Genomic DNA, 21,798 nt, shown 5'->3' with positions numbered 1-21,798 from the left:
CCGCCACGCAACCAGCCCCGGCCGCTCGTTCGAATCATCAATCCACACACCCGACGGCCTCGGCCGCGCGCGAGAGACCGACGACCGTGCTCGCGCCGCGCGTGCGCTTCCATGGCGAATGCACCGCCTGTCCGCGCGGACGAACCGCAACTGCCCCGCTTGCTCGTGCGCCCCGGGCGTCGCCTTGACAGCGAGCAGACCCGGCGACATGACCCGCCGGCATGTCGTTCGCACGCACGACCGCGCTCGTGATCGGTCTCGCCGTCTCGCTCGCGCCGGTCGGCTGCGAGAAGCCCGTCGGCGCCGAGGAGACGATCCCGCGCGAGATCGACATCCGCGCCGACGATCACGCCTTCTCCCCCTCACACATCGTCGCCGGGCCGGCCGAGCCGCTGGCGATCGCGCTGACGAACGACGGCACCGAACCTCACGCCATCGCGTTCGACCTGCCCGCCGGCCAGCAGCGCCTCTCCGAGCTGGCGCCCGGCCGCGCCGCGACGCTGACGTTCCGCGCGCCGGAGCAGCCCGGCGACTATGCCTATTACTGTCCGATCAACGATCACCGCCACCGCGGCATGGCCGGCACCCTCGCCGTGCTCGCCCGGCCGCAGGTGACGCTCGTCGAAACGGTGAGCGGCCTGTCGGCGCCGCTCGCCCTCGCGTTCCCCGACGACGGCAGCGATCGCTGGTTCGTCGTCGACCAGATCGGTCTCGTCTTCGTGATCCGCGGCGGCGAGCGCGAGCCGGCGCCGCTGCTCGACCTGCGCGACCGGATGGTCGAGCTCAACGACGTCTACGACGAGCGCGGCCTCCTCGGCCTGGCGCTCCACCCCGAATTCGCCGACAACGGCCGCCTCTACGTCTTCTACAACGCGCCGCTGCGCGAGGGCGGGCCCGAAGGCTACAATAGCACGCTGACGCTGTCCGAGCTCCGGATCTCCCACGAGGACCCCGATCGCGTCGACCCGGCGTCCGAGCGCGTCCTGTTGACCATCGACAAGCCGCAGTTCAATCACAACGGCGGCGCCCTGGCGTTCGGGCCCGACGACCTGCTCTACATCTCGGTGGGCGACGGCGGCGGTTCGGGCGACAAGGGCATGGGCCACCCCGACATCGGCAATGGGCAGTCGCGCGACACGCTGCTCGGCAAGCTCCTCCGCATCGACGTCGACGGGGCCCGGCCCTACGCCGTGCCGGACGACAACCCCTTCGTCGGCAAGGCCGGCGCCGACGAGATCTACGCCTACGGCTTCCGCAACCCCTACCGCTTCTCGTTCGACCAGGGCGAGGGTCACCGGCTGTTCGTCGGCGACGCCGGCGAGCACCGCTGGGAAGAGGTGAGCATCGTCGAGCGCGGGCAGAACATGGGCTGGAACATCCGCGAGGGCGCCCATTGCTTCGACCGCGACCACCCGCTGAAGGAGCCCGCCAAATGTCCCCGCGTCGGTGCCGACGGCGAACCGCTGGTGCCGCCCGTCGTCGAATTCGCCAACGCCAAGAACGGCGGCCCGGGCGTGGCGATCGTCGGCGGCCACGTCTATCGCGGCTCGGCGCTGCCGGAGCTGGCGGGGCGCTACGTGTTCGGCGCCTGGACTGCCCTCGAGGCCACGCCGAGCGGCGTCCTGTTCTATGCGGTGCCGCACGCCGGGGGCGAATTGTGGTCGATACAACGGATCGACGCGGCCGGGCGCGACGACGGTGATATCGGCCACTTCCTGCGGGGCCTCGCGCAAGATCCCGCCGGCGAGCTCTACCTCCTCGCCAGCGATCGGCCCGGGCCGACCGGCGACACCGGACGGGTGTTCAAGCTGCGGGCTCAACCCTGACTCGAGCGAATCTTTCGGCCGGGACCGGTATGATGATTGGCGGACGCTGCGCACCCCCGATGGGCCCGGCGTCGCTCGTCGATGTCTGGCACGAAAGGTTGGCGTTTCTGCGGTGTCGCCAGTGGCCCGCCGCCGATCCGCTCTCATGCTCTGCGCGCCACGGGCGGCCCTGAAGGCCGCCCATTCCGTCATTCACATCACACAGATCGAGGAGACAATCCCATGAGACCCAGCGAACGTCGCCACATGCAAGAAGAGCAGACCCACGGCCGCAGGCGGCCCCAGGAGCGAGAGGGCCGCGAGCGCGGCGAGGAGATGCGCTCGTGGTCGGGCCGCGACGAGCCCCGCCGTCATCGCTTCGAAGAAGAGGAGGGCATGGAGTACGAGGAGCGCCGCGCCGGAGAATTCGGCGAACAGGGCGGTTATGGCCGCTATGAGGGCCAGCAGGGCTATTACGGCGGCCAGGGCCAGCAGGGCATGTACGGCGGCCAGGGCCAGCAGGGCATGTACGGCGGCCAGGGCCAGCAGGGCATGTACGGCGGCCAGGGCCAGCAGGGTTTCGGCGGCCAGGGTTATTACGGCGGCCAGGGCCAGCAGGGCTTCGGCGGCCAGGGTTATTACGGCGGCCAGGGCCAGCAGGGCTTCGGCGGCCAGGGCTATTACGAGGGCCGCGGTCGTCAGTCGTACGGCCAGGGCCAGTACGGCGGCCCGCAGACCTCGTGGCAGGGCATGCAGGGCCAGCGCTCCGGCTTCGGCGGCTACGGTGGTTCGTTCGGCCGCGAGGGCTACGGCGGTCGCGGCTACGAAGGCATGGGCGAGGAAGGCGGCGGCTTCCGCGGCGGCATGGAAGAAGGCCGCGGCTACCGCGGCGGCATGGGCATGGAAGAGGGCCGCGGCTACCGCGGCGGCATGGGCATGGAAGAGGGCCGCGGCTACCGCGGCGGCATGGGCATGGAAGAGGGCCGCGGCTACCGCGGCGGCATGCACGAGCGCGAGCGCTTCGCGGGCCGCGGACCGAAGGGCTACCGCCGCGCCGATGACCGCATCAACGAGGAGATCTGCGAGACCTTGACCCGGCACCCCGCGGTGGACGCGAGCGAGATCGAGGTCAAGGTCGTCCAGGGCGTCGTCACCCTGAGCGGCACGGTCGACGACCGGCAGGCCAAGCGACTCGTCGAAGATCTGTGCGAGGACATCTCGGGCGTCCGCGAGGTCCAGAACCAGGTCCGGGTCAGCCAGGGCGGACAGGAGACGCGAGGTCAGGGCGAAAGGGCCACGCAGGGCCAGACCACGACCGGCCGCGGCCAGACCGAGCCGTCCATCACTTCCGGCGGTCGCACCCGCGAGGCGTGACCTCGCCTCCACCTCGCCGCCGAGATCGACGATCTCGGCGGCGCGGCCATGCGATGACCCTGCGATGCAGCGTCGCCTACGCCGCGGCGTGCGAATCGACGCTCTCGCCGGGCTCGACCAACGACAACGACAAATAACCCGTCGGCGCCAGGGTGGTCGCCAGCATGACCTCGTTGATGTCGTGATGCGCCAGCCAATTGTCGGCGCGCCGGTGCTCCGGCCGCGACCAGAACGCCTCGATGACCCCGCGCTGCGGCAGGTGCTCGGCCAGCTGCTCGAGGTGTCGCCGGACCGCCGGCATCGCCTCGTAGGGCCGTGGGTCCTCGCGGACCGCCGCGTCGAGCCGCGCCACGGCGTGCAGGCCGATCGCCAGCCCGAGCTCGCGGAACGCCAGGCGGTCGTGGAGCGGCCGCTCGAGCTGTCGCTGGCGCAGATACGCCGCCGCCCCCCGGCTCGCCGCCGCCAGCACCGGGACCAGCAGCGCCTCGCCCCCGGCCCCGCGGCGGATCAAGCGGTCGAGGCGCCACGCGTCCGTCATCAGCCCGCCGAGCCCCAGCGGATCGTCGGTGACCCAGTCGCGCCGATCGGCGATCGCGGCCATCTCGGCGACCTCCCGCGCCAGCGCGGGGCCGTCGCCCGGGTCACCACCGCCGGCGCGCAGCTGCAGGTACGTGACGAGCCCGTCGAGCGGGTCGTGATGACCCATCGACGGCACCAGCGGACGCCGCAGATCGATGCTCATCTTCCAGTACATCCGCCGCGTCCCGCCCGCCCTCGGCGCATACGTGAACGCGGCGTGCGCGGCGACGGCCAGCTCGCGCGCCTGGCGATTGCCGCTCGGGTCTCCGGTGAAGCGGCTCCACTGATCGAGCGCGTGCATCCACTTCGTCAAATAATGGTAGTATTGCCCGTCGCGTTCCCACTCGAGCTCCGGGTCGAACGGCTCGTCGGGCCCGCGTTCGGGCAGCGGCTTGCCGATCCGCAGGCCGCCGCGGGTCGGGTGCGCCTCACCTGCCTCTTCGGACAGACCGCTGATCCACCCCGTGCGCGGATCGTCGGGCCGGTGGCGGCCGAGCACGTGGTGGACCTGCTCGACCAGGCGCACCGCGAGCCCGCGCAGCGACGCCGACCCGCCGCCGCCGCCGAGCCCGAGCAGGTTGCAGACCGCGAACGCATCGGTCCACAAGTACCGCCGCGCCGGCTGGTCGCCCGTGAGCCCGGTCCGCGCGGCGAAATCCAGCATCAGCCTGGTGGCCGCCTCGTCTCTGCCGGGTTCGCTCATCGTCCTCCTCCTCGGACCGCGAAGACATAGCAGCGACAGCGGACCGACTCGCTCGATCGCCAGCGATTCGCACGGGTTCGTAACCACCGTCGGCGTATCGTCCAAGTCGTGCTCGCCGGGGCGGACCCCGCGCCCTTGCTGCCAGTTCACGCCCGGCGAGCGCAGCCGATCGTCGGCCATGCACGACTACCCCGGCACGCGGCGCGGTTCGTTCACCCCCGTCACGCTCCGCGCACACCGATCGCCGTCGCGCCCCCATCACCTTGCGAACAGCCGGTTCGCTTCACGATGTTGCGCCCGCGCGTTCGCCGAACGCCACCACCACCTCGCGTTCGTGCGCGCTTCGCAGCGTCGCGCGGAAGCGCACCCTCGCTGCGACCGCGGCCCCGGGCCGCGGTGTTACCCTCGCGCGCATGGTCCGTGCCGCCCTCGCGCTCGTCCTGCTCCTCGTCGCGTGCAAGCAGACAGGTGGCGCTGCCTCGCCGCCGCCCGAGGTACCGCCCGCCTTCTTCGCCGCCGGCTCGAACATCCTCACCTTCGACGACCGCCCCGTCGTCCAGCAGGCCGCGCAGGAGCTGGAGAAGAACCCCGCGCTGCACGTCCTCTTGATCGGCCGCACCGACTCGCGCGGCAAGGTCGACCAGAACATGGAGCTCGGCCTCCAGCGCGCCCGCGAGATGCGCGAGGCGATCCTCCTCAAGGCGGCGGGCAAGGTCGACCCCACCCGCGTCCACATCGGCTCGCGCGGTCAGGCCGAACCGACCGGCGACAACAACACCGAGGAAGGCCGCGCCGCCAACCGCCGCGTCGAGTTCTTCTTCTACTACCCCGACGGCACCCCGCTGAAGTCGCGCTTCACCGGCCCGATCGTCATCGAGGGCGAGGACCCCGAGCCCGCCCCCTCCCCGGCGCCGCCGAAGTGACTCTCAGGACATGTCCTTTTAAACATCCGAGTCGACGGCCCCCACGGCGCCCCTCGCGCCGCCGACGCCGACGCGGAACTTCCTGCCCGGCGCGGGAACACGCAGGTCGGCACAGGCGTTCGGGCGCAGCCCATGCACCGAAGAGACGTCCTGACCACCCTCCTCCTCCCCGTCGCCGCCGGCGCCTGCGACCGGGCCGGCGACGCTTCGCATGAATCGCCCGGGATCCGGCTGCTCACCGAGTTCTGGGCCAGGGTGTACAACCCGCCGCAGGACCTCGACACCATCGATCGCCTGTGCACCGAGGACTTCATCCTCACCACCGCCGGTACGGACGTCGTCGGGCGCGCCGCCTTTAAAAATTGGGTGCGCTCGTTCAGCGCGAAGATCCGTGACCTCCGGCTGACGAGCCGCGACATGTTCAGCAGCGCCGACGGCACCCGCGTCGTCTCGCGCTGGGTCGTCACCGGCTTCAATCAGGGCATCCTGAACACGCCTGCCGACGACCGGCCGATCGAGTTCACCGGCATCGCCGTGTGGGAGGTGCGGGACGGCAAGCTGGCGCACAACTGGGTCGAGCGCAGCGCCCACGAGCTGGCCCAGCGGCTGGCCCAGCCCGGCCCGATGTGACCGGCGGCCGCGCACACGACGTCGTGCGACAGATGTCCCTCGGGACATCTGTAGTCACTGCGGCAACATGCAGAGCCCCACGTTCTCGAGCCCGGGCGGCGCCGCCCCTTCCTCGAACCACGGGATGCACTCCAGCCCTTGCCCCGGGCAAGTGTTCGCCAGCGAGGTGTCGCAGAACGGCAGGCAGCAGCCGATCACCTGCGGGTCGCACTCGTCGGCCAGCGTCGCGTCCGCGCAGATGAGCCCCGGGTCGCACGCGTTGACGTACTCGCACGGGTCGAACACCTGGCCCGCCTCGCCGCTGGCGTCGAGGACGCAGACGAATTCGCCCGTGTTCGGGCTGGAGATGCACGTGTCGCCCTCGGGGCAGTCCTGCAGCAGCGGATCGCAGTTCGGGATGCACAGGATCAGCACTCCATCGCCGGACAGCGCGCAGGTGGTGTTGGGGGGCTCGCACGCCGGCGCCTCGGGCGAGCCGACGCACATGGCAGTGCACGTTCCCTGCAGCGTGTCCAGGTCGATGTCCCAGCACATCAGGTGCTTGTCGCACGTGTCCTCGCCGCTCACGCCCGAGCCGATCGCCTGGCACGGCTCGCCGAACTGATCGGGGTCGGGCACGATCTGCACGCACTTGGTGGCGTTCCACGCGCTGCCGCCATCGTTGGCGTACGGCATGCATTTATGTCCCTCGGGACAGTCCTCGGTCCACAGGTCGCACTCCTTGATGCCGCCTTGGTCCCCCTCGACGATGAACAGCGACGTCGTGTCGCTGCCCGTCGCCGTCGGGTCGGGCACACCGCTCGTCGGCCCCACGCCCGTCGTCGGCTCCGCCGGCGTCGTCGCGGTGAACGTGCCCGGGTAGGTCCCCCCACCGCTCGTCGTCTCCGGCTCCGCGCTCGTCCCGGGCGGCCCGGCTGACGTGGTCGCGTCGTCGGTGGCGCTGGCCTGAAAGTCACCCGGCTCGCGCAGCGCGCAACCGGCGAGGAGGAGGAGCGGGAGCAGACGGATCGACATGGCGGGTATCACCTTCTGTGTCTGAGAGAACATGTCCGAAAAGTCATGGTTGAAAGCATGGCCCGACGTCATCACGGCAGCCCGCACGTCCCGACGTTCTCGAACCCGGGCGGCGCCTCGCCGTCCTCGTACCACGGCAAACACTCCTGCCCCTGCCCCGGGCACGCGTTCGCCAGCGAGGTGTCGCAGAACGGCAGGCAGCAGCCTGAAGCCTGCAGATCGCACTCGACCGCGCTCCCGGGGCTCTGACAAAACAAGCCCTTGGCGCACTCGTCGACGAACTGGCACGGATCGAACACCTGCCCCTGCTCCTCCCCCTCGAAGACACACAGGAATCTGCTCGAGTCCTGCGGATTGGGAACGCAGTCATCGCCGCCGGGGCAGTCCTGCAGCAGCGGGCTGCACATCGGCAAGCACAGCGTCAGCACGCCGTCACCCGCGACGTGGCAGGACGCCAGCGGATCGACGCAGCCGGGCGCGTCGGGGCTGCCGGTGCATTGTCCCACGCACCCCCCCACGCCGTCGACGACGTCCCAGCAAATCATCCCCACATCGCAGCTGTCCTCGCCGCTCACGCCGGAGCCGACCACCGTGCACTGCTCATACAGCCCGTCGGGCTCCGACACGACCTCGACGCACTTCAGGCTCTCCCACGAGAAGTCGCCGTCGCCCGAGTACGGCATGCACTTCTGTCCCGACGGACAGTCCTGCACCCAGGGGTCGCACTCCTTGACGCAGCCGCCGCCGTCCGGGATCACGATGAACGACCCCGTCGTCTCACCGCCGCTCGTGGACGCGTCCACGCCCGAGGTCGTGGCGCTGGACCCCGGCCCCGTGGTCAATTCCCCCGCCGTGGTGAGCCCCGGCCCGGACACCTCCGGCTCCGACGACGACGACGTCGCGGCCGTCCAGCCACCGACCGCGCTCGACGTCCCGTCCCCCTCGCTGTCCGCGACATCCCCCGGCCGCCGCAACACGCACGCGGCGAGCAGGACCAGCGGGAGCAGGCGGTGAGATGAAATGTTCATGAGGACATGTCCCTTCAAACAAGTCATGGCAACCCGCAGCTCCCGACGTTCTCGAACCCGGGCGGCGCCACGCCGTCCTCGTACCACGGCAAACACTCCTGCCCCTGCCCCGGGCACGTGTTCGCCAAGGAGGTGTCGCAGAACGGCACGCAGCAGCCAGAGGCCCGCGGATCGCACTCGGCCGCCACCTCGGGGCTCCGGCAATACAGGCCCTCGTCGCACGAATTGGCGTACTCGCACGGATCGAACACCTGCCCCTCCTCCCCGCTGGCATCGAGGACGCACAAGAACCGGTTTGGGTCCTGCGGATTGGGGATGCACAGTTGGTCACCGAAGCAATCCTGCAACAAAGGGCTACACATCGGCAAGCACAGCGTCAACACGCCGTCGCCGCCGATATGGCAGTCCGCCCCCGGATCGGCACAGTCCGGCGCGTCCGGGCTGCCGATGCACATGCCCACGCAATGGCCCACGCCGTCGATGAAGTCCCAGCACATCAGCCCCACGTCGCAGCTGTCCTCGCCGCTGACCCCCGAACCGAACACCTCGCACGGCTCATAAAGGCCGTCAGGCTCCGGCACCACGTCGACGCACTTCAGGCTCTCCCACGAATAGTCGCCGTCGCCCGAGTACGGCATGCACTTCTGTCCCGGCGGACAGTCCTGCACCCACTGGTCGCAGTGCGGAGTCCCATGACCGCCGTCCGGCGGCACGATGAACAACGAGCTCGTCTCGCTCCCGGTGACCGCCGACGTCGCGTCGATCCCACCCGTCGTCGTCGGCCCGGGCGCTGCCGTCGTCGTCCCCGGCCCACCGCCGCTCGCCGAAGCCTCGCCGCCGCTCGTCGTCCCCCCGTCGGTCTCCCCGCCCGTGGAGCCCCCCGGCTGCCGCAGCACGCAGCCCACGAGCACGAGCGGGAGCAAGAAGACGAATGTCCTGTTCATGTGAGCATGTCCCTTCATTCATCCCCTACGGCAGCCCGCACACCCCGACGTCCTCGAACCCCTGCAGCGCCTCGCCGTCCTCGTACCACGGCAAACACTCCTGCCCCTGCCCCGGGCACGTGTTCGCCAGCGAGGTGTCGCAGAACGGCGAGCAACAGCCCGCGATCCGCGGGTCGCACTCGCTCGCCAGCTCCGACTCCAAACAATACAGCCCCGGGTCGCACGCGTTGGCATACTCGCACGGGTCGAACACCTGCCCCTCGTCCCCGCTGGCGTCGAGGGCGCACAAAAAGTCCTTCGGCTCGTCCGGGTTGGGAACGCAGACATCGCCCGGCTGGCAGTCCTGCAGCAGCGGGTTGCACATCCGCAGGCACAGCGTGATGATCCCGCTGGCCGTCTCGACGCAGCCAGCCCCCGGATCGGCGCAGTCCGGCGCGTCCGGGCTGCCGATGCAGAAGCCGATGCACGTGCCGATCCCGTCGTCCACGCCCCAGCAGATCATCCCGACGTCGCAGCTATCCTCGCCGCTCGCCGCCGAGCCGAACACCTCGCACGGCTCGTACAACCCGTCGGGATCGCGGACGACGTCGACGCACTTGAGGCTCTCCCAGTGGTTTTGGCCGTCACCCGCGTACGCGTTGCACTTCTGGCCTTCGGGACAGTCTTGCACCCACTGGTCGCATCGCTCCTTGTCGCCGGCATCCGGCAGCTCGATGAACACCGAGCCGGTCGTACCGCCGCTGCTGGTGCTCCCGCTCGTGGTCGGCTCATCGACCGCTCCGCCCGCCGTCGCCGACCCCCCCGTGGTGCTGCCTGCTCCCGTCGTCGTCGTCGCCGCGCTCCCGCCCCCTCCGAGATCGTCCGGCCCGGCGCACCCGCCGAGCCACGCGAGCGCCAGCAAGCGCCCTGATCGTCCGGACATGTCCCGAAGAACCTGCATGAAAGCGCAGAACCGCTGGCCCGCCCGCCGCGCGCCTCAAAACCAACATACATGATGATCCTCCACAGCAACGGCCGTTAAGGAAATAAAACACAGGTTAGTTTTACCAGACTATCGCGCGGAACCGCGCCTTAAGCCGACGTTTTCACGACATAAACAACATGTCTCAAAGGCCATCTTACGAGCCCGCCGCGCTCAGGGCCGCGCGTCCAGCTCCCGCAAGAACCCCGCGGCGACCGCCGCAGGCGCCAGCCCGTCGCGATCGACCGCCGCGTTGAGCCTCCGCATCTGCGCCGCATCGATGCGCCCGGCCAGCGCCTGCAACGCCTGCAGCGCCGCAGGATATTCGTGCACGAGGCGCGGCCCCGCCAGCACCAGCGCGTCGTACGGCGGCAGCGCCGCGCGGTCGTCGACGAGCGGCACCAGCTCGTACGCGTCGAGGCGGCCGTCGGTCGAGTAGCCCAGGATCACCTGCACCTCGCCGGAGCGGGTCGCCTCGAACAGCAGCGACGGGTCCATGCTGCGCTCGCTGGCGAACCGCAGCCCGTACGTCGCCACGACCGCCTGCCACTCCGGGCGGTGGAACAATTCGTAGTCGCCGCCGACCGTCCACCCCGGGGCGTGCCGTGCGAGATCGCCGATCTGCTCGAGCCCCAGCGCCTCCGCCTGCGCGCGCGGCAGCGCCACCACGTACGTGTTCTCGAACCCGAGCTCGGCCGCCACCGCGATCCCCTCGCGCGCCAGCGCCTCACGCACCTCGCGGGTCGCCGCCGCGCGGTCGCGGGGCACGTCGGTGCGCCCGAGGATCACCGCCCGCAGCGTCCCCACGTAATCGACGTACGCGTCGATCTCCCCGCTGCGCAGCCCGTCGAACACCACCGTCGACCCCAGCGAATCGAGCGTCGTCGCCGGCAGCCCCGTCGCGCGCTCCAGCACCCCGGCGACGATCCGGCTCAGCACGTACTGCTCGGTGAACGGCTTGGCCCCGACCACCAGCGGCCGCGGCCCGCCGCGCGCCGCCTGTCGCAGCGTCGGGAGCGACGCCGCGATCGCCAGCCCCACGAGTCCCACCAACCCCGCGACCACCAGTCCTCGCCGGCGCCGCCGCGCCCCGAGCTCGAGCAGGTGCACCAGCCCGTCGAGCAGCAGCGCCAGCGCCGCCGCGGCCGCGCAGCCGACCAGGATCGCCGCGTAGTTGCGCGTCTGCAGCCCGCCGAAGATGAAGTACCCCAGGCTCTTCGCCCCGACCGGCGTCGCCAGCGTCGCCGTCCCGACCGTCCACACCGCCGCGGTGCGGATCCCCGCGATGATCAGCGGCAGCGCCAGCGGCAGCTCGACCCGGCGCAGGCGCTCCCGCGCGTCCATGCCCACCCCGTCGGCCGCCTCGAGGATCGCCGGATCGATCGTCGAGAGCCCCACCGTCGTATTGTGCAAGATCGGCAGCAAGCTGTACACGAACAGCCCGAGCACCGCCGGCAACCAGCCGATGCTCGGCGCCCCGACTGCCGCCAATGCCGGCACCATGAATGCCAGCAGCGCCAGGCTCGGCACCGTCTGCAGCGCGCTCGCGACTGCCAACAATGGCCGCCCCGCTCGCGGCCGGCGCGTCGCCAGCACCCCGAGCGGCACGCTGACGACCACCCCGCCCGCCAGCGCCGCCAGGCTGAGCTGCAGGTGCGCCGCCAGGTACGTCGGCAACGCCGCCAGCAGCTCGTTCACGGCCCCTCCGCCAGGCGCGCGCGCGCGGCCGCGGCCTGCTCGAGCGGCTCCGTCAAGAGCGCCCGCACCTCGTCATCCGCCGGCGCCTGCGCCAATTCACGTCCGCGGCCGACCTGAATGATTCGCCCCGCGCGCATCACCGCGATCCGGTCGCCGAGCAGCAACGCCTCGACCACGTCGTGCGTCACGAACACGATCGTCAATCCGAGTCGGCGGTGGATCTTCGCCAGCGCCGCCTGCAGGCGCGCGCGCGTGCGCGAGTCGAGCGCGCCGAACGGCTCGTCGAGCAGCATCACCCGCGGCTCGGCCGCCAGCGCCCGCGCCACCGCCACCCGCTGGGCCTGCCCGCCCGACAGCGCCGCCGGCGAGCGCCCGCGGAAGCTCGCCGGCTCGAGCTCGACCAGCTCGAGCAGCTCGTCCACCCGCGCCTCGATCCGCGCCCTCGGCCAGCCCAGCAGCGCCGGCGTCACCCCGATGTTCTCCGCCACCGTCATGTGCGGGAACAGCCCCAGGCGCTGGAACACGTAGCCCACCCGGCGGCGCAGCAGCGGCGCCGGCATCGAGCGCACGTCCTCGCCCGCCAGCGACACCCGCCCCGACGTCGGCTCCACCAGTCGATTGATCGTCTTGAGCGCCGTCGTCTTGCCCGACCCCGACCCGCCGAGCAGCACCAGCAGCTCGCCCTCCGCCACCGCGAGCGACACCTCGTCGATCGCCACCACCTCGCCGTGGACCTTGCGCACCCGCTCGAGCGCGATCATCGACCGCGCGGTCACGCCGCTCTCCGCAGCACGTTCGCCAGGTAGGTCCTCGCCTCGCGGGCCCCGGCCACCAACCTCGGCCCGATGCGCTCGCGGATCTCGCAAGGAATCGCGGAGTGCTCGAGGTCGACGTCGACGTGGCGCTCGACCAGCGCGAGCAGCTCCGCCGCGTCCGGCAGCCTCGCGTTGGCCGGCCCGCGCAGCCCGCGAGCCGCACACGCCGCCAGCAAGATCGTCGCCTCCTCCGGCCCGCCGATGCACTCGAACGGCTGCCGCCCCTCCGTCGCCCGCAGCGCCGCAAACTCGGCCGCCAGCCGCGGGTTTGCCAGCAGCGAGTCGTCGCCGAACGTCCGCCGCACCACCTCGCGCGGCAAGAACGCCGCGCAGCCCAGCCACACGTACAGGCACTTCGGGCAGCGCAGACACCACGGCTTGCGCAGGTTGCACGAGTGCGTGAACGCCACGTCGTCCGCGTCGCCGCGCAGCAGCCCGAAGATCACCAGATCGTCGATCGGCTTCAGCACGCTGTGGTACGAGAACCCGCGCAGCAGGTGCCGCCGGATATACGCATTCAGCAGCGACTCCGCCGCCGCCGACTTGCCCCATTGATGATTGATCTCCTCCCCCGTGCGCTCCCAATAAAGCTGCCCGTGGTCCGCGCTGCGCTCGTGTCCGAGAGAGATCGCCCGATGCCCGTGCTGCAGCGCGATCGGCAGCGCCGCGAAGATCGAAGTCGGCGTCTCGGCCGCGCACAGCGTGCCGACCGCGAGCTCGGGGTGGAGCCGCAGCACCGGCGAATCGAGGAAGTCCTCGAGGATCCACTGGCGGAAGTGTCGGCGCGGCCGACAGCGGGCCACCAGGCCGTCGAGCAGCGCGTGCTGGACCGCCGCCGGCCCGTAGATCGACGACGAGTAGCCGAGGCTGTCGTAGCTCACGCCCGCCCGCTCGAGCAGCCGCATCGCCACCAGGCTGTCCTTGCCGCCGCCGCAGAACAGCAGCGTGTCCACCGGCGCCTCCACCCCCGCCACCAGCGGCTCGCCGTCCTCCGTCGCACCCCCCGCGACCTCCGGCCCGAAGTACGCCGGGTCGTCGTTCTCGTAGCGCCACTGCGCCCACACCTCGCGGAAGAACACCCGCCACAACCTCGACAATGCCGGCGTCCAGAAGCGAGCGTACGCCCCGAGCTCGAGCCGGTCCGGCCGCAGGCTGCACAGCTTGGCCGCCTCGAACGCCGCCACGTGGAACAGCAAGCGGCGCAGCGACTCCTCCGAGTGACTCGCCGCCAGCGCGTGGAGGTCGACGTCCGCGTACCAGTACGTGCTCGCGAACTCGAGCTCCGCGAACACGAAGCTGAAGCGGACCGCGTGGCGGGCGACCGCGAGGCCCCGCAAGCTGAGCACGCGCGCGCCCGGCATGAGCGTTCGTCGTAGCGACCCCGCGCGTCCCCGTCCACTGGCCGTGCGTTCAGAGCCGCACGACTGTAGCGATCGACCGCACCGGCGCCCGTCCGCCGCGCTGTCAGCATTCGCCCGTCTGTTCGCCGCCGCAGCGCGCCCGCGACGGCGCCCCCGCCACGCCCGCGACGAGCGCGTCGAACAGCGCCGGGACCACCGGCAAGCTCGGGTCGGTGTACGCCGCCCACTGCGACGCCGGCTCGAGCGTCGCCGCCTTGAGCACGTGGTTCATCCCCTCGATGATCGTCAACTGCGCGTCCGGAGCCGCCGCCGCCAGCAACTTTGCGTCCTTGACGCTCGTCTGAATGTCGGTCGTGCCCTGAACGATCGCCGTCGGGATCGCCAGCGACGCCACCTCGACCGACGGATCGTACTTGAGATACGAGATGAGATACGGCTGCACGCTGGGCCGGAACGCCTCGTAGAGCGCGGGCGACACCTCGTCGACCTCGACGCCGGCCTCGAGCGCGTCGAGGATCGCATCGGCCTCGGCGAACAGCACCGCGGACAGCTGCGCGCTTAGCTGCTCGCGGATGACCTCGCCCGCGGGCCGGCCCAGCCCGGCGATCGCCACGAACGCCGCCGCCGGGCTCTGCTTCGCCGCCAGCATCCCGATCAGCGAGCCCTCGCTGTGCCCGGCGATCGTCACGCCCGTGAAGCGCTCGTCGGCGGCGAGCTTCTCCACCCACGCGGCTGCATCGTCGACGAGCATCTCGAACCGCAGCCCCTCCTCCGACACCGGGGTCTGGCTCGCCCCCACTCCGCGCTTGTCGAAGCGCACGCTCGCAACGCCGCGCTCGGCCAGCCCCGCGGCGACCTGCTTCAACGAATCATTGGCCCCCGGCAGCAGCGGGCTGTTCCCGTCGCGATCGGTCGGCCCCGAGCCCGCGTGGATCAGCACGACCGCGAAGGGCCCGCAGCCCGCCGGCAGCTGCAGCGTCCCGTCGAGGTCGCCCGTGGCCGTCTCGAGCACGATCGGCGACGCGCTCGCCCCCGGACAGTCCTCGCCCTTCGCGTCGCACGCCCCGGCCACCAGCGCCCAACCGATCAGCCTTGTTCGCACACCTGCTGCCATCGACGCGAAGTCCTGAACCCGACCCGCGCGCGCGTCAACGCGACCCGTCACTCCTCGCGCGTGATCGTCCACTCCGCCCGCGACTGCACCGTCAGCGCACCGTCGTCGCCGCGGCCCATCACCGTCTGCGTCACCGTCACCGCGGCGGGCAGCGTCGGGTCGCGGCGCAGCGCCCAGCGGACCGCGCGCCGCACCTCCGCCGCGCTCGCCACCTCGCCGAGCACGTGCGCGCTGGCCGGTCGACGGCGGCCGTAGCCGTCGCGCCCGAGCGTCTGGACGGGCGGGTCGTGCCACTCCGGCACGTGCAGTCGCAGCCGCTCGAGCGGCACCGGCGCCCCGCGCGGATCTCGCGCCTCGTAGTGGGCAAGACGAGCGATCGCCCGCGAGAACATCGAAGGCAGCGAGAACGGGTACAGCTCGCGTACGATCGGTGGCACCACCACCAGCAGCGACGCAAGCCCGGCCACGAACCACCGCTCCCAGCCCGCCCCGTGCTCCGTCGGCGCTCCCGACATCGCCAACTTCTCCGCCAAATGATTTTGATTTTCAATGCTGAGAAACATCACGGCGCGCGCCCTTGACGCCCTCGGCGTCGCCGCCGATCAATTTGAAATCAGTTTTCAATATCCATCGGCGCTGCTCGTCCTCCTCATGCTGCTGACCGCGACCACTGCCCAGGGTGCTCCGCCGCGCGCGGCGAGGGTCGTCGTGCGTCCGCCGAAGGAGAGCAAGACGGTGGTCGTCACCTCGGCGCGGACCGAGCAGGCCATCGGCGACGTCGCCGTCTCGACGCGGGTCGTCGACCGGGCCGCGATCGAGGCCTCGGGCGCCGAGACCCTCGCGGGCGTGCTCGAGGAGCAGCCCGGCCTGCAGATCCTCCGCAGCTTCGCCGGCGCCGGCGGCGTCGGCGTCCAGATGCAGGGCCTCGACTCGAAGTACGTCCTGATCCTCGTCGACGGCCAGCGGGCCACCGGCAGGGTCGGCGGCGTCATCGACCTCTCGCGATTTCCGGCCGAGGACATCGCCCAGGTCGAGATCGTCAAGGGCCCCGGCAGCTCGCTGTACGGCGCCGACGCGATCGCCGGCGTCATCAACATCATCACGCGTCGGGCCGCGCGGAAGTTCGAGCTCGACGCGCGGGCCCGCTACGGCAGCTTTCACACCTCCGACCTCAGCACCACCATCGGCGGCGCGCGGGGCCGCTGGAGCACCCGCTGGAGCGCCGGCTGGCACTACACCGCCGGCTTCGACCGCGACCGCAGCACCCCCTCGACCACCGGCAGCGCCGGTCACTCGATCAACGCCTCGCAGCGCACCGACGTGCGGGTGCGCCGCGACGTCACGATCGGCCTCATGGCCGACTACCAGCGGCGCGACCTCCACGGCATCGACAGCAACGCCGCCGGCGCCGTCTTCGATCGCAACAACCTGACCCAAACGACATCCGTCACCCTGATGCCGGAGATCACCTGGGACGCGCCCGCGCGGCTCAAGCTCGTCGCCCACCTGGCCCACTTCGACGACAACTACGTCCTCGACCAGCGCAAGTCCGACGCCCTCGACCAGCGCCAGCACACCAAGGACACCCTCGGCCAGTTCGGCGCCCAGTACGACCACATGATCGCCGGCCGGCACCTCTTCAGCGCCGGCATCGAGACCCAGCTCGAGCACCTCTCGACCCCGCGCCTCGCCACCGCCGCCAGCGACCGCCAGCGCTTCGCCCTCTACGCCCAGGACGAGTGGAAGGTCGCCCTGAAGCCGCTCGTCGTCGTCGTCCCCGGCGCGCGCCTCGACCTCGACTCGCAGTTCGGCGGCTACGGCTCGCCGCGCCTGGCCGTGCGCATCGACCCCGCCGAGGCCCTCACCTTGCGCGCCAGCGCCGGCCTCGGCTTCCGCGCCCCGGCCTTCCGCGAGCTCTACCTCGCCTTCGCCAACCCGGCCGCCGGCTATCGCGTCACCGGCAACCCCGACCTCAAGGCCGAGACCGCCCGCAGCGCCACCGCCGGCGTCGCCTGGCGGCTCTCCCCCGGCCGCACCCTGACCGTCGATTACTTCCACCACCGCCTCAAGGACCTCATCGCCCTCGACGCCAACACCCTGACTCTCGGGTCAGACAACGCCTTCCAGTACATCAACGTCGGCGCCGCCCGCAGCCAGGGCGTCGAGGCCGCGCTCGCGCTCAAGTTCACCGACGTCGTCGACGCCGAGGTCAGCTACACCTTCACCGACGCCCGGGACCTCGAGCTCAAGCGGCGCCTGCCCGGGCGGCCGATGCACCACTCGAGCGCGCGCGTGCGCTGGAAGCACCCGCGCTCCGGCACCTCCGCCCAGCTGCGGGCCGCCGTGTTCGGCAAGCAGTTCTTCTACGCCGACAACGACGGCGACGGCGTCGAGGAGCCGCTGCGCATCGCCCCCTACGCCAACGTCGACCTGCGCGTCGGCCAGGAGATCCTCGGCGGCCGCATGACCTTCTTCCTCGGCGTCGACAACCTGCTGAACGCCGGCGACGCCGCCTATCTCCCGCTCGTACCCCGCCTGTTCTACGGCGGGATCTCGGCCCGGATCCGCTCCGACCTGCCCAAAAGGACACGCAAGCCATGACCCGCCATTTGCTGCTCCTCTCGCTGTCGCTCGCCGCCACCCTGCCCGCCTGCACCACCGATTCGCCGTCCGACACCACGGGCGGCGACGAGCTGCCGCAGGACGGCCCCGTCGTCACCGAGGACCTCGGCGACGGCAGCTACGAGACGATCGTCGAGGCGACCAGCGAGGACGAATGGACGTACTTCGACTTCGAGTCGAAGCGCCACGTCGAGCCCGCCGACCCGACCGACGACGCGGTGTGGGACCTCGCCGCGCTGCGCTTCAACGTCAAGTCGAACGGCGGCACCAGCGGCAAGGGCGGCGTCGAGGTCGCGATCCTCGACGGCACCAGCTTCGACGCCGTCACCGCCGTCCCGCAGGGCGGCTGGATCAGCGACGACGCCAGCGCCCCCGGCATGGGCGGCGAGATGGCCAACGTCGAGCCCGGCTACGCCTTCGACAACTGGTTCGACTACAACATCATGGACCACACGCTGTCGCCCAAGGCCGATCGCGTGTACGTCGTCCGCACCCCCGAAGGCAATCACTACAAGCTCGAGATGCTCGGCTTCTACGACGACGCCGGCACCCCCGGCTTCGTCAGCTTCCACTGGGCCGCCCTGCCCGCCTCGTGAATCCGATCCAAGCTTCCCCACGCCCCGGACGAAATCGCCCATGCACCCCGCCACCTCGCCCCAGACGCCCTCCCTCGCCCAATCCTGGCGTGACCTCCGCGCCAGCGAACCGAAGCTGCGGATCCGCGACGCCGCGACCCGCCTCGGCGTCAGCGAGGCCGAGCTCCGCGCCACCGAATGCGGCGCCACCACGGTCCGGCTCGTCGACGACTGGCCGGCGATCTTGCGCCGCCTGCCGCTGCTCGGCGAGGTCATGGCGCTGACCCGCAACGAGAGCGCCGTGCACGAGAAGATCGGCGAGTACCCCGAGCCGGAGATCAGCGGCCCGCACTGCCTCGTCCACGGCACCGGCCCGATCGACCTGCGGATCTTCCTGTCGAAGTGGGCCCACGGGTTCGCCGTCGAGGAGGACGGCAAGCTGAGCCTGCACTTCTTCGACGCCCACGGCGACGCCGTGCACAAGATCTACGCCAAGGAGAAGACCGAGCTGGCCGAGTACCGCATGCTCGTCGACATCTTCCGCTCGGAGGATCAGCGCCCCGGCATCGCCCTGACCCCGCGGCCCGCGCGAAAGGCCGACACCCCCGACGCCGAGCTCGACGTTTCCGCGTTTCAGGCCGGTTGGCGCGGCCTGCGCGACACCCACGATTTCTTCGGCCTGCTGCGCAAGCACGGCGTCTCGCGACTGCAAGCGATGCGCCTCGCCCCCGCGGGCTTCGTCCGCCCCGTCGCCAGGGACAGCATCGACACCGTCCTCAACGCCGCCGCCGCCAGCGAGCTGCCGATCATGATCTTCGTCGGCAACCCCGGCTGCCTGCAGATCCACACCGGCCCGGTCCGCAAGATCGTGCCGATGGGCCCGTGGATCAACGTCCTCGACCCGGGCTTCAACCTCCACCTGCGCCGCGACCACGTCGCCAGCGCCTTCGTCGTCGACAAGCCCACCGACGACGGCACCGTCACCTCGCTCGAGCTGTTCGACGCCCACGGCGACAACATCGCCCTCCTGTTCGGCGAGCGCAAACCCGGCCGCCCCGAGCTGCCCGCCTGGCGCGAACTGCTGAATACGCTGGGCTGTGCCTCCGAGGACATGTCCTGAGAGACATATCCTGAGAAACATTCAGTCGATTCGCCCGCGCCGACGTGCATCATCCGCGCGGGCGAGTTCGTCCAACGACATGACGACGACATCGACGCGACGGCCGGCTACCACTCGTGGGTCCGCGCCTCGGTCTCGTCGCAGAAGCCGCAGGAACGGTGACCGCGGTAATCGTCGTCGCGGACATACTCGAGGGTGTAGTCGACCTCGGTCACGGCCGCGCCGTCGCGAGTGATGGCGATCGTCACCTCCCTCGGCCCACGCGTCTCGCTGTAGCTGCCGTCGGCCTCGCTCCCGGACGTATCGGCGGCCCGCAGGTAGAACGCGCCGATCGGGCTCTTCGGGTTCCAGTCGCCGTCGTCCGCCTGCACGAGGCTCAGCTCGAGCTGCCACGCGATCGTCCCGCTGACGTGGGTCGGTTCGCCGCACTCGCTGTCCTCGTAGGTCGCGCCGACCTGGCACTCGACCGTGAAGCTGTCGTCCTCGAGCGCGATGGAGACCACGTAATTGCCCGCCGTCACGGTCGCGTCGCCGGCGGGGCGACCGGTCCATTCGAAGCCGCCGCCGCAGGCGATCTCGTCGCAGGCATGAACGCACGCGGTGGTCGCCGTGGTGAGACCGACGGCAGCGGCACAAGCAAATCCAAGCAGACGCCAGAACATGAGCGATCCATAGCACGTCGCCCGCGAAGGCGCCGCCCGATCCGCCGGGCGGCGCGGCCTCGGCCCCATGTCCCCATGACCGCCCCCGCCCCGCCTACTCGAACGCGACCACGAACCAGTCGTACTGCCCGTTTTGAACTCGTAGCCGGTGTTGTCGACGAGATCCTGGCGGAGGTGCCGCCGGCCCGAAAGACCGAGGCAATCGCGCGGCTGCAGGCCGAGCGACGGCGCAGGGCTCAAGATGACCGCTCGCCCGCTGGCGGACGCCGCGTTCGCGGCCACGCTTTCACCTGCGGCCGTGAGGGGACGAGCATCCGATGCAGCGAATGACCGGACTCGACGCCAGCTTCCTGTACATGGAGTCTCCGTCCGTGTCGATGCACGCCGTCAGCGTCATGCTCGTCGACGTGTCGAACATGCGCGGCGGTTACGCCTTCGAGCGCGTGAGGGGCCTGTTCGAGCGCCACCTCGTGCCGGGGCTCCGACGGCGCATGGTCGAGGTCCCGTGGAACCTCCATCACCCGGTGTGGATCGACGATCCGGACTTCGACCTCTCGCGTCACCTGCGACGGGCGACCCTCGCCCCCCCGGGCGACCAGCGGGCCCTCGAGTCCCTGGTCGGCGAGGTCCTCTCGACGCACATGAATCGCGCGCACCCGCTCTGGGAGATCACCGTCGTCGAGGGCCTGCGAGGCGGCCGGGTGGCGCTCATCTGCAAGGTGCACCACGCGGTCATCGACGGCGCGGCCATGGCCACGGTGCTCGAGCGGGTGATGAGCAGCGAATACGACGCGCCGGACATCACGCCGGCGTCCAGGGCATCGGCCTCCGAGCCGATCCCGGGCGCTCGCCGGTTGATCGTCGACGCGCTCCGCGATCGCCTGCGCGGCCTGCTCCGGCTGCCGCGCCTCGTCGCGCAAACCGCCCGCGCCGGTGTGCGCCTGCTTCAGCGCACGCGGGGTCAGGGGCTCTCGCTCCCCTTCACGGCCCCGCGCGCCTCGTTCAACGCCCGGCTCACGCCGCGACGCAGCTTCGCCGCCGTCGACCTGCCGCTCGCCGACGTGAAGGCGCTCAAGGCCGCGCTTGGTTGCACGCTCAACGACGTGGTCCTCGGCATCGCCGCCGCCGGGCTGCGACGCTGTCTGGATCGCCGCGGTGAGGTCCATCGCCGGCCCTTGCTCGCCTGCATCCCGGTGGCCACGGGTGGACCGGAGGACGCCCGGCTCGGGGGGAACAAGGTGTCGAGCCTCCTCGTCTCGCTGCGCACGGATCTCGCCGATCCGCTGGTCCGCCTGCGGGAGATCCACGCGCTCACGGAGTCGGCCAAGCACGCGCACGACCTCGAGATCGGCGGCTTGCTCGAGCAATGGACCGAGTACGCTCACCCATGGCTGGCTCGTCTGCTCATGAGCCGCGTGCTCCCCCGTCTCCCGCGACCGCCGGTCAACCTCGTGATCTCCAACCTCCGCGGGCCCACGGACACCCGGTACCTCATCGGGGCCTCGCTCGAGCGCCTGTACCTCGGCGGACCGCTGGTCGAGCAGCTCGGGCTCAACCTCACGCTCTGGAGCTACCGCGAGACGGTACATCTCGCCGCGGTGACCTGCCCGGACGTCGGCCTCGATCCGCACGAGCTCCTCCGCGACTGCGAGCACGCGCTCGCCGAGCTCATCGCTGCCGTCCGCCCCGACCCCGCTGCGAACCCGCGGAACCCGAGGCGGGTGCATTCACCGCGGCGCCCCGCCGGACGTGCTCACGGCCAGGCTCGCCGGTCCGCGAAGTCGACGACGAGCGGCCCGAGGCGAACCATCGGGTGAGCACGAACGCAAGCCGGTGACGGAGCCGTCGGAGACCGAACGGCGAGCGACGC

At 71.0% G+C, this 21,798-nt stretch carries 19 protein-coding genes; 8 read left to right on the top strand and 11 right to left on the bottom strand.

The genetic code is table 11. The annotated features are described in order from the left end of the window. The first annotated feature begins 221 nt into the window (after positions 1-221). Both K7C98_RS03840 and K7C98_RS03835 read left to right on the top strand, forming a co-directional pair. Positions 222-1,826: a PQQ-dependent sugar dehydrogenase gene (locus K7C98_RS03840; protein ID WP_224190127.1), complete on the top strand. Its 1,605-nt coding sequence runs from the start codon at positions 222-224 to the stop codon at positions 1,824-1,826. 246 nt (positions 1,827-2,072) lie between these two features. Then, entirely contained in the window at positions 2,073-3,179 is a 1,107-nt protein-coding gene (locus K7C98_RS03835) for a BON domain-containing protein (RefSeq protein WP_224190126.1), read from the top strand. A gap of 76 nt (positions 3,180-3,255) precedes the next feature. Here the strand turns inward: K7C98_RS03835 and K7C98_RS03830 are convergent, their stop codons facing one another. After that, on the bottom strand, positions 3,256-4,461 hold the full coding sequence (locus tag K7C98_RS03830) for a hypothetical protein (protein ID WP_224190125.1): 1,206 nt from the start codon (positions 4,459-4,461) through the stop codon (positions 3,256-3,258). A 413-nt stretch (positions 4,462-4,874) separates the two neighbouring features. Between K7C98_RS03830 and K7C98_RS03825 the strand changes: the two genes are divergently transcribed. Both K7C98_RS03825 and K7C98_RS03820 read left to right on the top strand, forming a co-directional pair. Beyond that, complete coding sequence (locus tag K7C98_RS03825) at positions 4,875-5,384, top strand: OmpA family protein (protein ID WP_224190124.1); 510 nt, start codon at positions 4,875-4,877, stop codon at positions 5,382-5,384. Positions 5,385-5,516: 132 nt separating this feature from the next. Then, positions 5,517-6,014, top strand: coding sequence for an ester cyclase (locus tag K7C98_RS03820; protein WP_224190123.1), 498 nt, complete (start codon positions 5,517-5,519; stop codon positions 6,012-6,014). A gap of 54 nt (positions 6,015-6,068) precedes the next feature. On the opposite strand, the gene K7C98_RS03815 is transcribed toward K7C98_RS03820, so the two are convergent. The 9 genes from K7C98_RS03815 to K7C98_RS03775 all read right to left on the bottom strand — a co-directional run bounded on the left by K7C98_RS03815 (position 6,069) and on the right by K7C98_RS03775 (position 15,464). Continuing rightward, positions 6,069-7,061, bottom strand: coding sequence for a ribulose phosphate epimerase (locus tag K7C98_RS03815; protein ID WP_224190122.1), 993 nt, complete (start codon positions 7,059-7,061; stop codon positions 6,069-6,071). Between the two features lie 38 nt (positions 7,062-7,099). Next, the gene (locus K7C98_RS03810; RefSeq protein ID WP_224190121.1) at positions 7,100-8,056 is read right to left on the bottom strand and encodes a hypothetical protein; all 957 of its coding nucleotides are present in this window, start codon (positions 8,054-8,056) and stop codon (positions 7,100-7,102) included. Between the two features lie 23 nt (positions 8,057-8,079). After that, complete coding sequence (locus tag K7C98_RS03805; protein WP_224190120.1) at positions 8,080-9,000, bottom strand: hypothetical protein; 921 nt, start codon at positions 8,998-9,000, stop codon at positions 8,080-8,082. 25 nt (positions 9,001-9,025) lie between these two features. Beyond that, a complete protein-coding gene (locus K7C98_RS03800) occupies positions 9,026-9,922 on the bottom strand; it encodes a hypothetical protein (RefSeq protein ID WP_224190119.1) in 897 nt (298 codons plus the stop codon). 213 nt (positions 9,923-10,135) lie between these two features. Then, the gene (locus K7C98_RS03795) at positions 10,136-11,659 is read right to left on the bottom strand and encodes an ABC transporter permease/substrate-binding protein (protein ID WP_224190118.1); all 1,524 of its coding nucleotides are present in this window, start codon (positions 11,657-11,659) and stop codon (positions 10,136-10,138) included. After that, positions 11,656-12,435 (bottom strand): ATP-binding cassette domain-containing protein, encoded by a 780-nt coding sequence (locus K7C98_RS03790; protein ID WP_224190117.1) that lies wholly within the window; start codon positions 12,433-12,435, stop codon positions 11,656-11,658. Before K7C98_RS03790 ends, K7C98_RS03795 begins: the two co-directional genes overlap by 4 nt. Continuing rightward, positions 12,432-13,835, bottom strand: a complete 1,404-nt coding sequence (locus K7C98_RS03785) for a hypothetical protein (protein ID WP_224190116.1) — start codon at positions 13,833-13,835, stop codon at positions 12,432-12,434. The genes K7C98_RS03790 and K7C98_RS03785 overlap by 4 nt, the downstream gene beginning before the upstream one ends. 103 nt (positions 13,836-13,938) lie before the next feature. Further along, positions 13,939-14,937, bottom strand: coding sequence for an alpha/beta hydrolase (locus K7C98_RS03780; RefSeq protein WP_224190115.1), 999 nt, complete (start codon positions 14,935-14,937; stop codon positions 13,939-13,941). A 59-nt stretch (positions 14,938-14,996) separates the two neighbouring features. Then, positions 14,997-15,464: a hypothetical protein gene (locus K7C98_RS03775; RefSeq protein WP_224190114.1), complete on the bottom strand. Its 468-nt coding sequence runs from the start codon at positions 15,462-15,464 to the stop codon at positions 14,997-14,999. Positions 15,465-15,498: 34 nt separating this feature from the next. Here K7C98_RS03775 and K7C98_RS03770 point away from each other — a divergent pair, with 34 nt between their 5' ends. From K7C98_RS03770 to K7C98_RS03760, 3 genes are read left to right on the top strand one after another with little or no spacing between them, the layout of a single operon-like run. Beyond that, a complete protein-coding gene (locus K7C98_RS03770) occupies positions 15,499-17,550 on the top strand; it encodes a TonB-dependent receptor plug domain-containing protein (protein WP_224190113.1) in 2,052 nt (683 codons plus the stop codon). Next, a complete protein-coding gene (locus K7C98_RS03765) occupies positions 17,547-18,167 on the top strand; it encodes an HmuY family protein (RefSeq protein ID WP_224190112.1) in 621 nt (206 codons plus the stop codon). The genes K7C98_RS03770 and K7C98_RS03765 overlap by 4 nt, the downstream gene beginning before the upstream one ends. Positions 18,168-18,207: 40 nt before the next feature. Next, the gene (locus K7C98_RS03760) at positions 18,208-19,266 is read left to right on the top strand and encodes a hemin-degrading factor (RefSeq protein ID WP_224190111.1); all 1,059 of its coding nucleotides are present in this window, start codon (positions 18,208-18,210) and stop codon (positions 19,264-19,266) included. 107 nt (positions 19,267-19,373) lie between these two features. Here K7C98_RS03760 and K7C98_RS03755 read toward each other — a convergent pair whose 3' ends face one another. After that, the gene (locus tag K7C98_RS03755; RefSeq protein WP_224190110.1) at positions 19,374-19,928 is read right to left on the bottom strand and encodes a hypothetical protein; all 555 of its coding nucleotides are present in this window, start codon (positions 19,926-19,928) and stop codon (positions 19,374-19,376) included. A 326-nt stretch (positions 19,929-20,254) separates the two neighbouring features. On the opposite strand from K7C98_RS03755, the gene K7C98_RS03750 reads away from it, so the two are divergent. Continuing rightward, positions 20,255-21,745 (top strand): WS/DGAT/MGAT family O-acyltransferase, encoded by a 1,491-nt coding sequence (locus K7C98_RS03750; RefSeq protein ID WP_224190109.1) that lies wholly within the window; start codon positions 20,255-20,257, stop codon positions 21,743-21,745. The last annotated feature ends 53 nt before the right edge of the window (positions 21,746-21,798 follow it).

It is taken from the genome of Nannocystis pusilla, assembly GCF_020073745.1.
Lineage (GTDB): Bacteria > Myxococcota_A > Polyangia > Nannocystales > Nannocystaceae > Nannocystis > Nannocystis radixulma.
Note: the sequence above shows the minus strand (reverse complement) of the source record. Positions and strands in the feature narration are given on the sequence as shown.

Bases quoted from the DNA above. Each gene is read 5' to 3' on its own strand.
- K7C98_RS03800 (WP_224190119.1), bottom strand. From the start codon at position 9,922: ATGTCCGGACGATCAGGGCGCTTGCTGGCGCTCGCGTGGCTCGGCGGG.
- K7C98_RS03765 (WP_224190112.1), top strand. From the start codon at position 17,547: ATGACCCGCCATTTGCTGCTCCTCTCGCTGTCGCTCGCCGCCACCCTG.
- K7C98_RS03775 (WP_224190114.1), bottom strand. From the start codon at position 15,464: ATGTCGGGAGCGCCGACGGAGCACGGGGCGGGCTGGGAGCGGTGGTTC.
- K7C98_RS03810 (WP_224190121.1), bottom strand. From the start codon at position 8,056: ATGAACATTTCATCTCACCGCCTGCTCCCGCTGGTCCTGCTCGCCGCG.
- K7C98_RS03835 (WP_224190126.1), top strand. From the start codon at position 2,073: ATGCAAGAAGAGCAGACCCACGGCCGCAGGCGGCCCCAGGAGCGAGAG.
- K7C98_RS03825 (WP_224190124.1), top strand. From the start codon at position 4,875: ATGGTCCGTGCCGCCCTCGCGCTCGTCCTGCTCCTCGTCGCGTGCAAG.
- K7C98_RS03830 (WP_224190125.1), bottom strand. From the start codon at position 4,461: ATGAGCGAACCCGGCAGAGACGAGGCGGCCACCAGGCTGATGCTGGAT.
- K7C98_RS03770 (WP_224190113.1), top strand. From the start codon at position 15,499: ATGCTGAGAAACATCACGGCGCGCGCCCTTGACGCCCTCGGCGTCGCC.
- K7C98_RS03820 (WP_224190123.1), top strand. From the start codon at position 5,517: ATGCACCGAAGAGACGTCCTGACCACCCTCCTCCTCCCCGTCGCCGCC.
- K7C98_RS03805 (WP_224190120.1), bottom strand. From the start codon at position 9,000: ATGAACAGGACATTCGTCTTCTTGCTCCCGCTCGTGCTCGTGGGCTGC.
- K7C98_RS03755 (WP_224190110.1), bottom strand. From the start codon at position 19,928: ATGTTCTGGCGTCTGCTTGGATTTGCTTGTGCCGCTGCCGTCGGTCTC.
- K7C98_RS03760 (WP_224190111.1), top strand. From the start codon at position 18,208: ATGCACCCCGCCACCTCGCCCCAGACGCCCTCCCTCGCCCAATCCTGG.
- K7C98_RS03750 (WP_224190109.1), top strand. From the start codon at position 20,255: ATGACCGGACTCGACGCCAGCTTCCTGTACATGGAGTCTCCGTCCGTG.
- K7C98_RS03815 (WP_224190122.1), bottom strand. From the start codon at position 7,061: ATGTTCTCTCAGACACAGAAGGTGATACCCGCCATGTCGATCCGTCTG.
- K7C98_RS03785 (WP_224190116.1), bottom strand. From the start codon at position 13,835: ATGCCGGGCGCGCGCGTGCTCAGCTTGCGGGGCCTCGCGGTCGCCCGC.
- K7C98_RS03840 (WP_224190127.1), top strand. From the start codon at position 222: ATGTCGTTCGCACGCACGACCGCGCTCGTGATCGGTCTCGCCGTCTCG.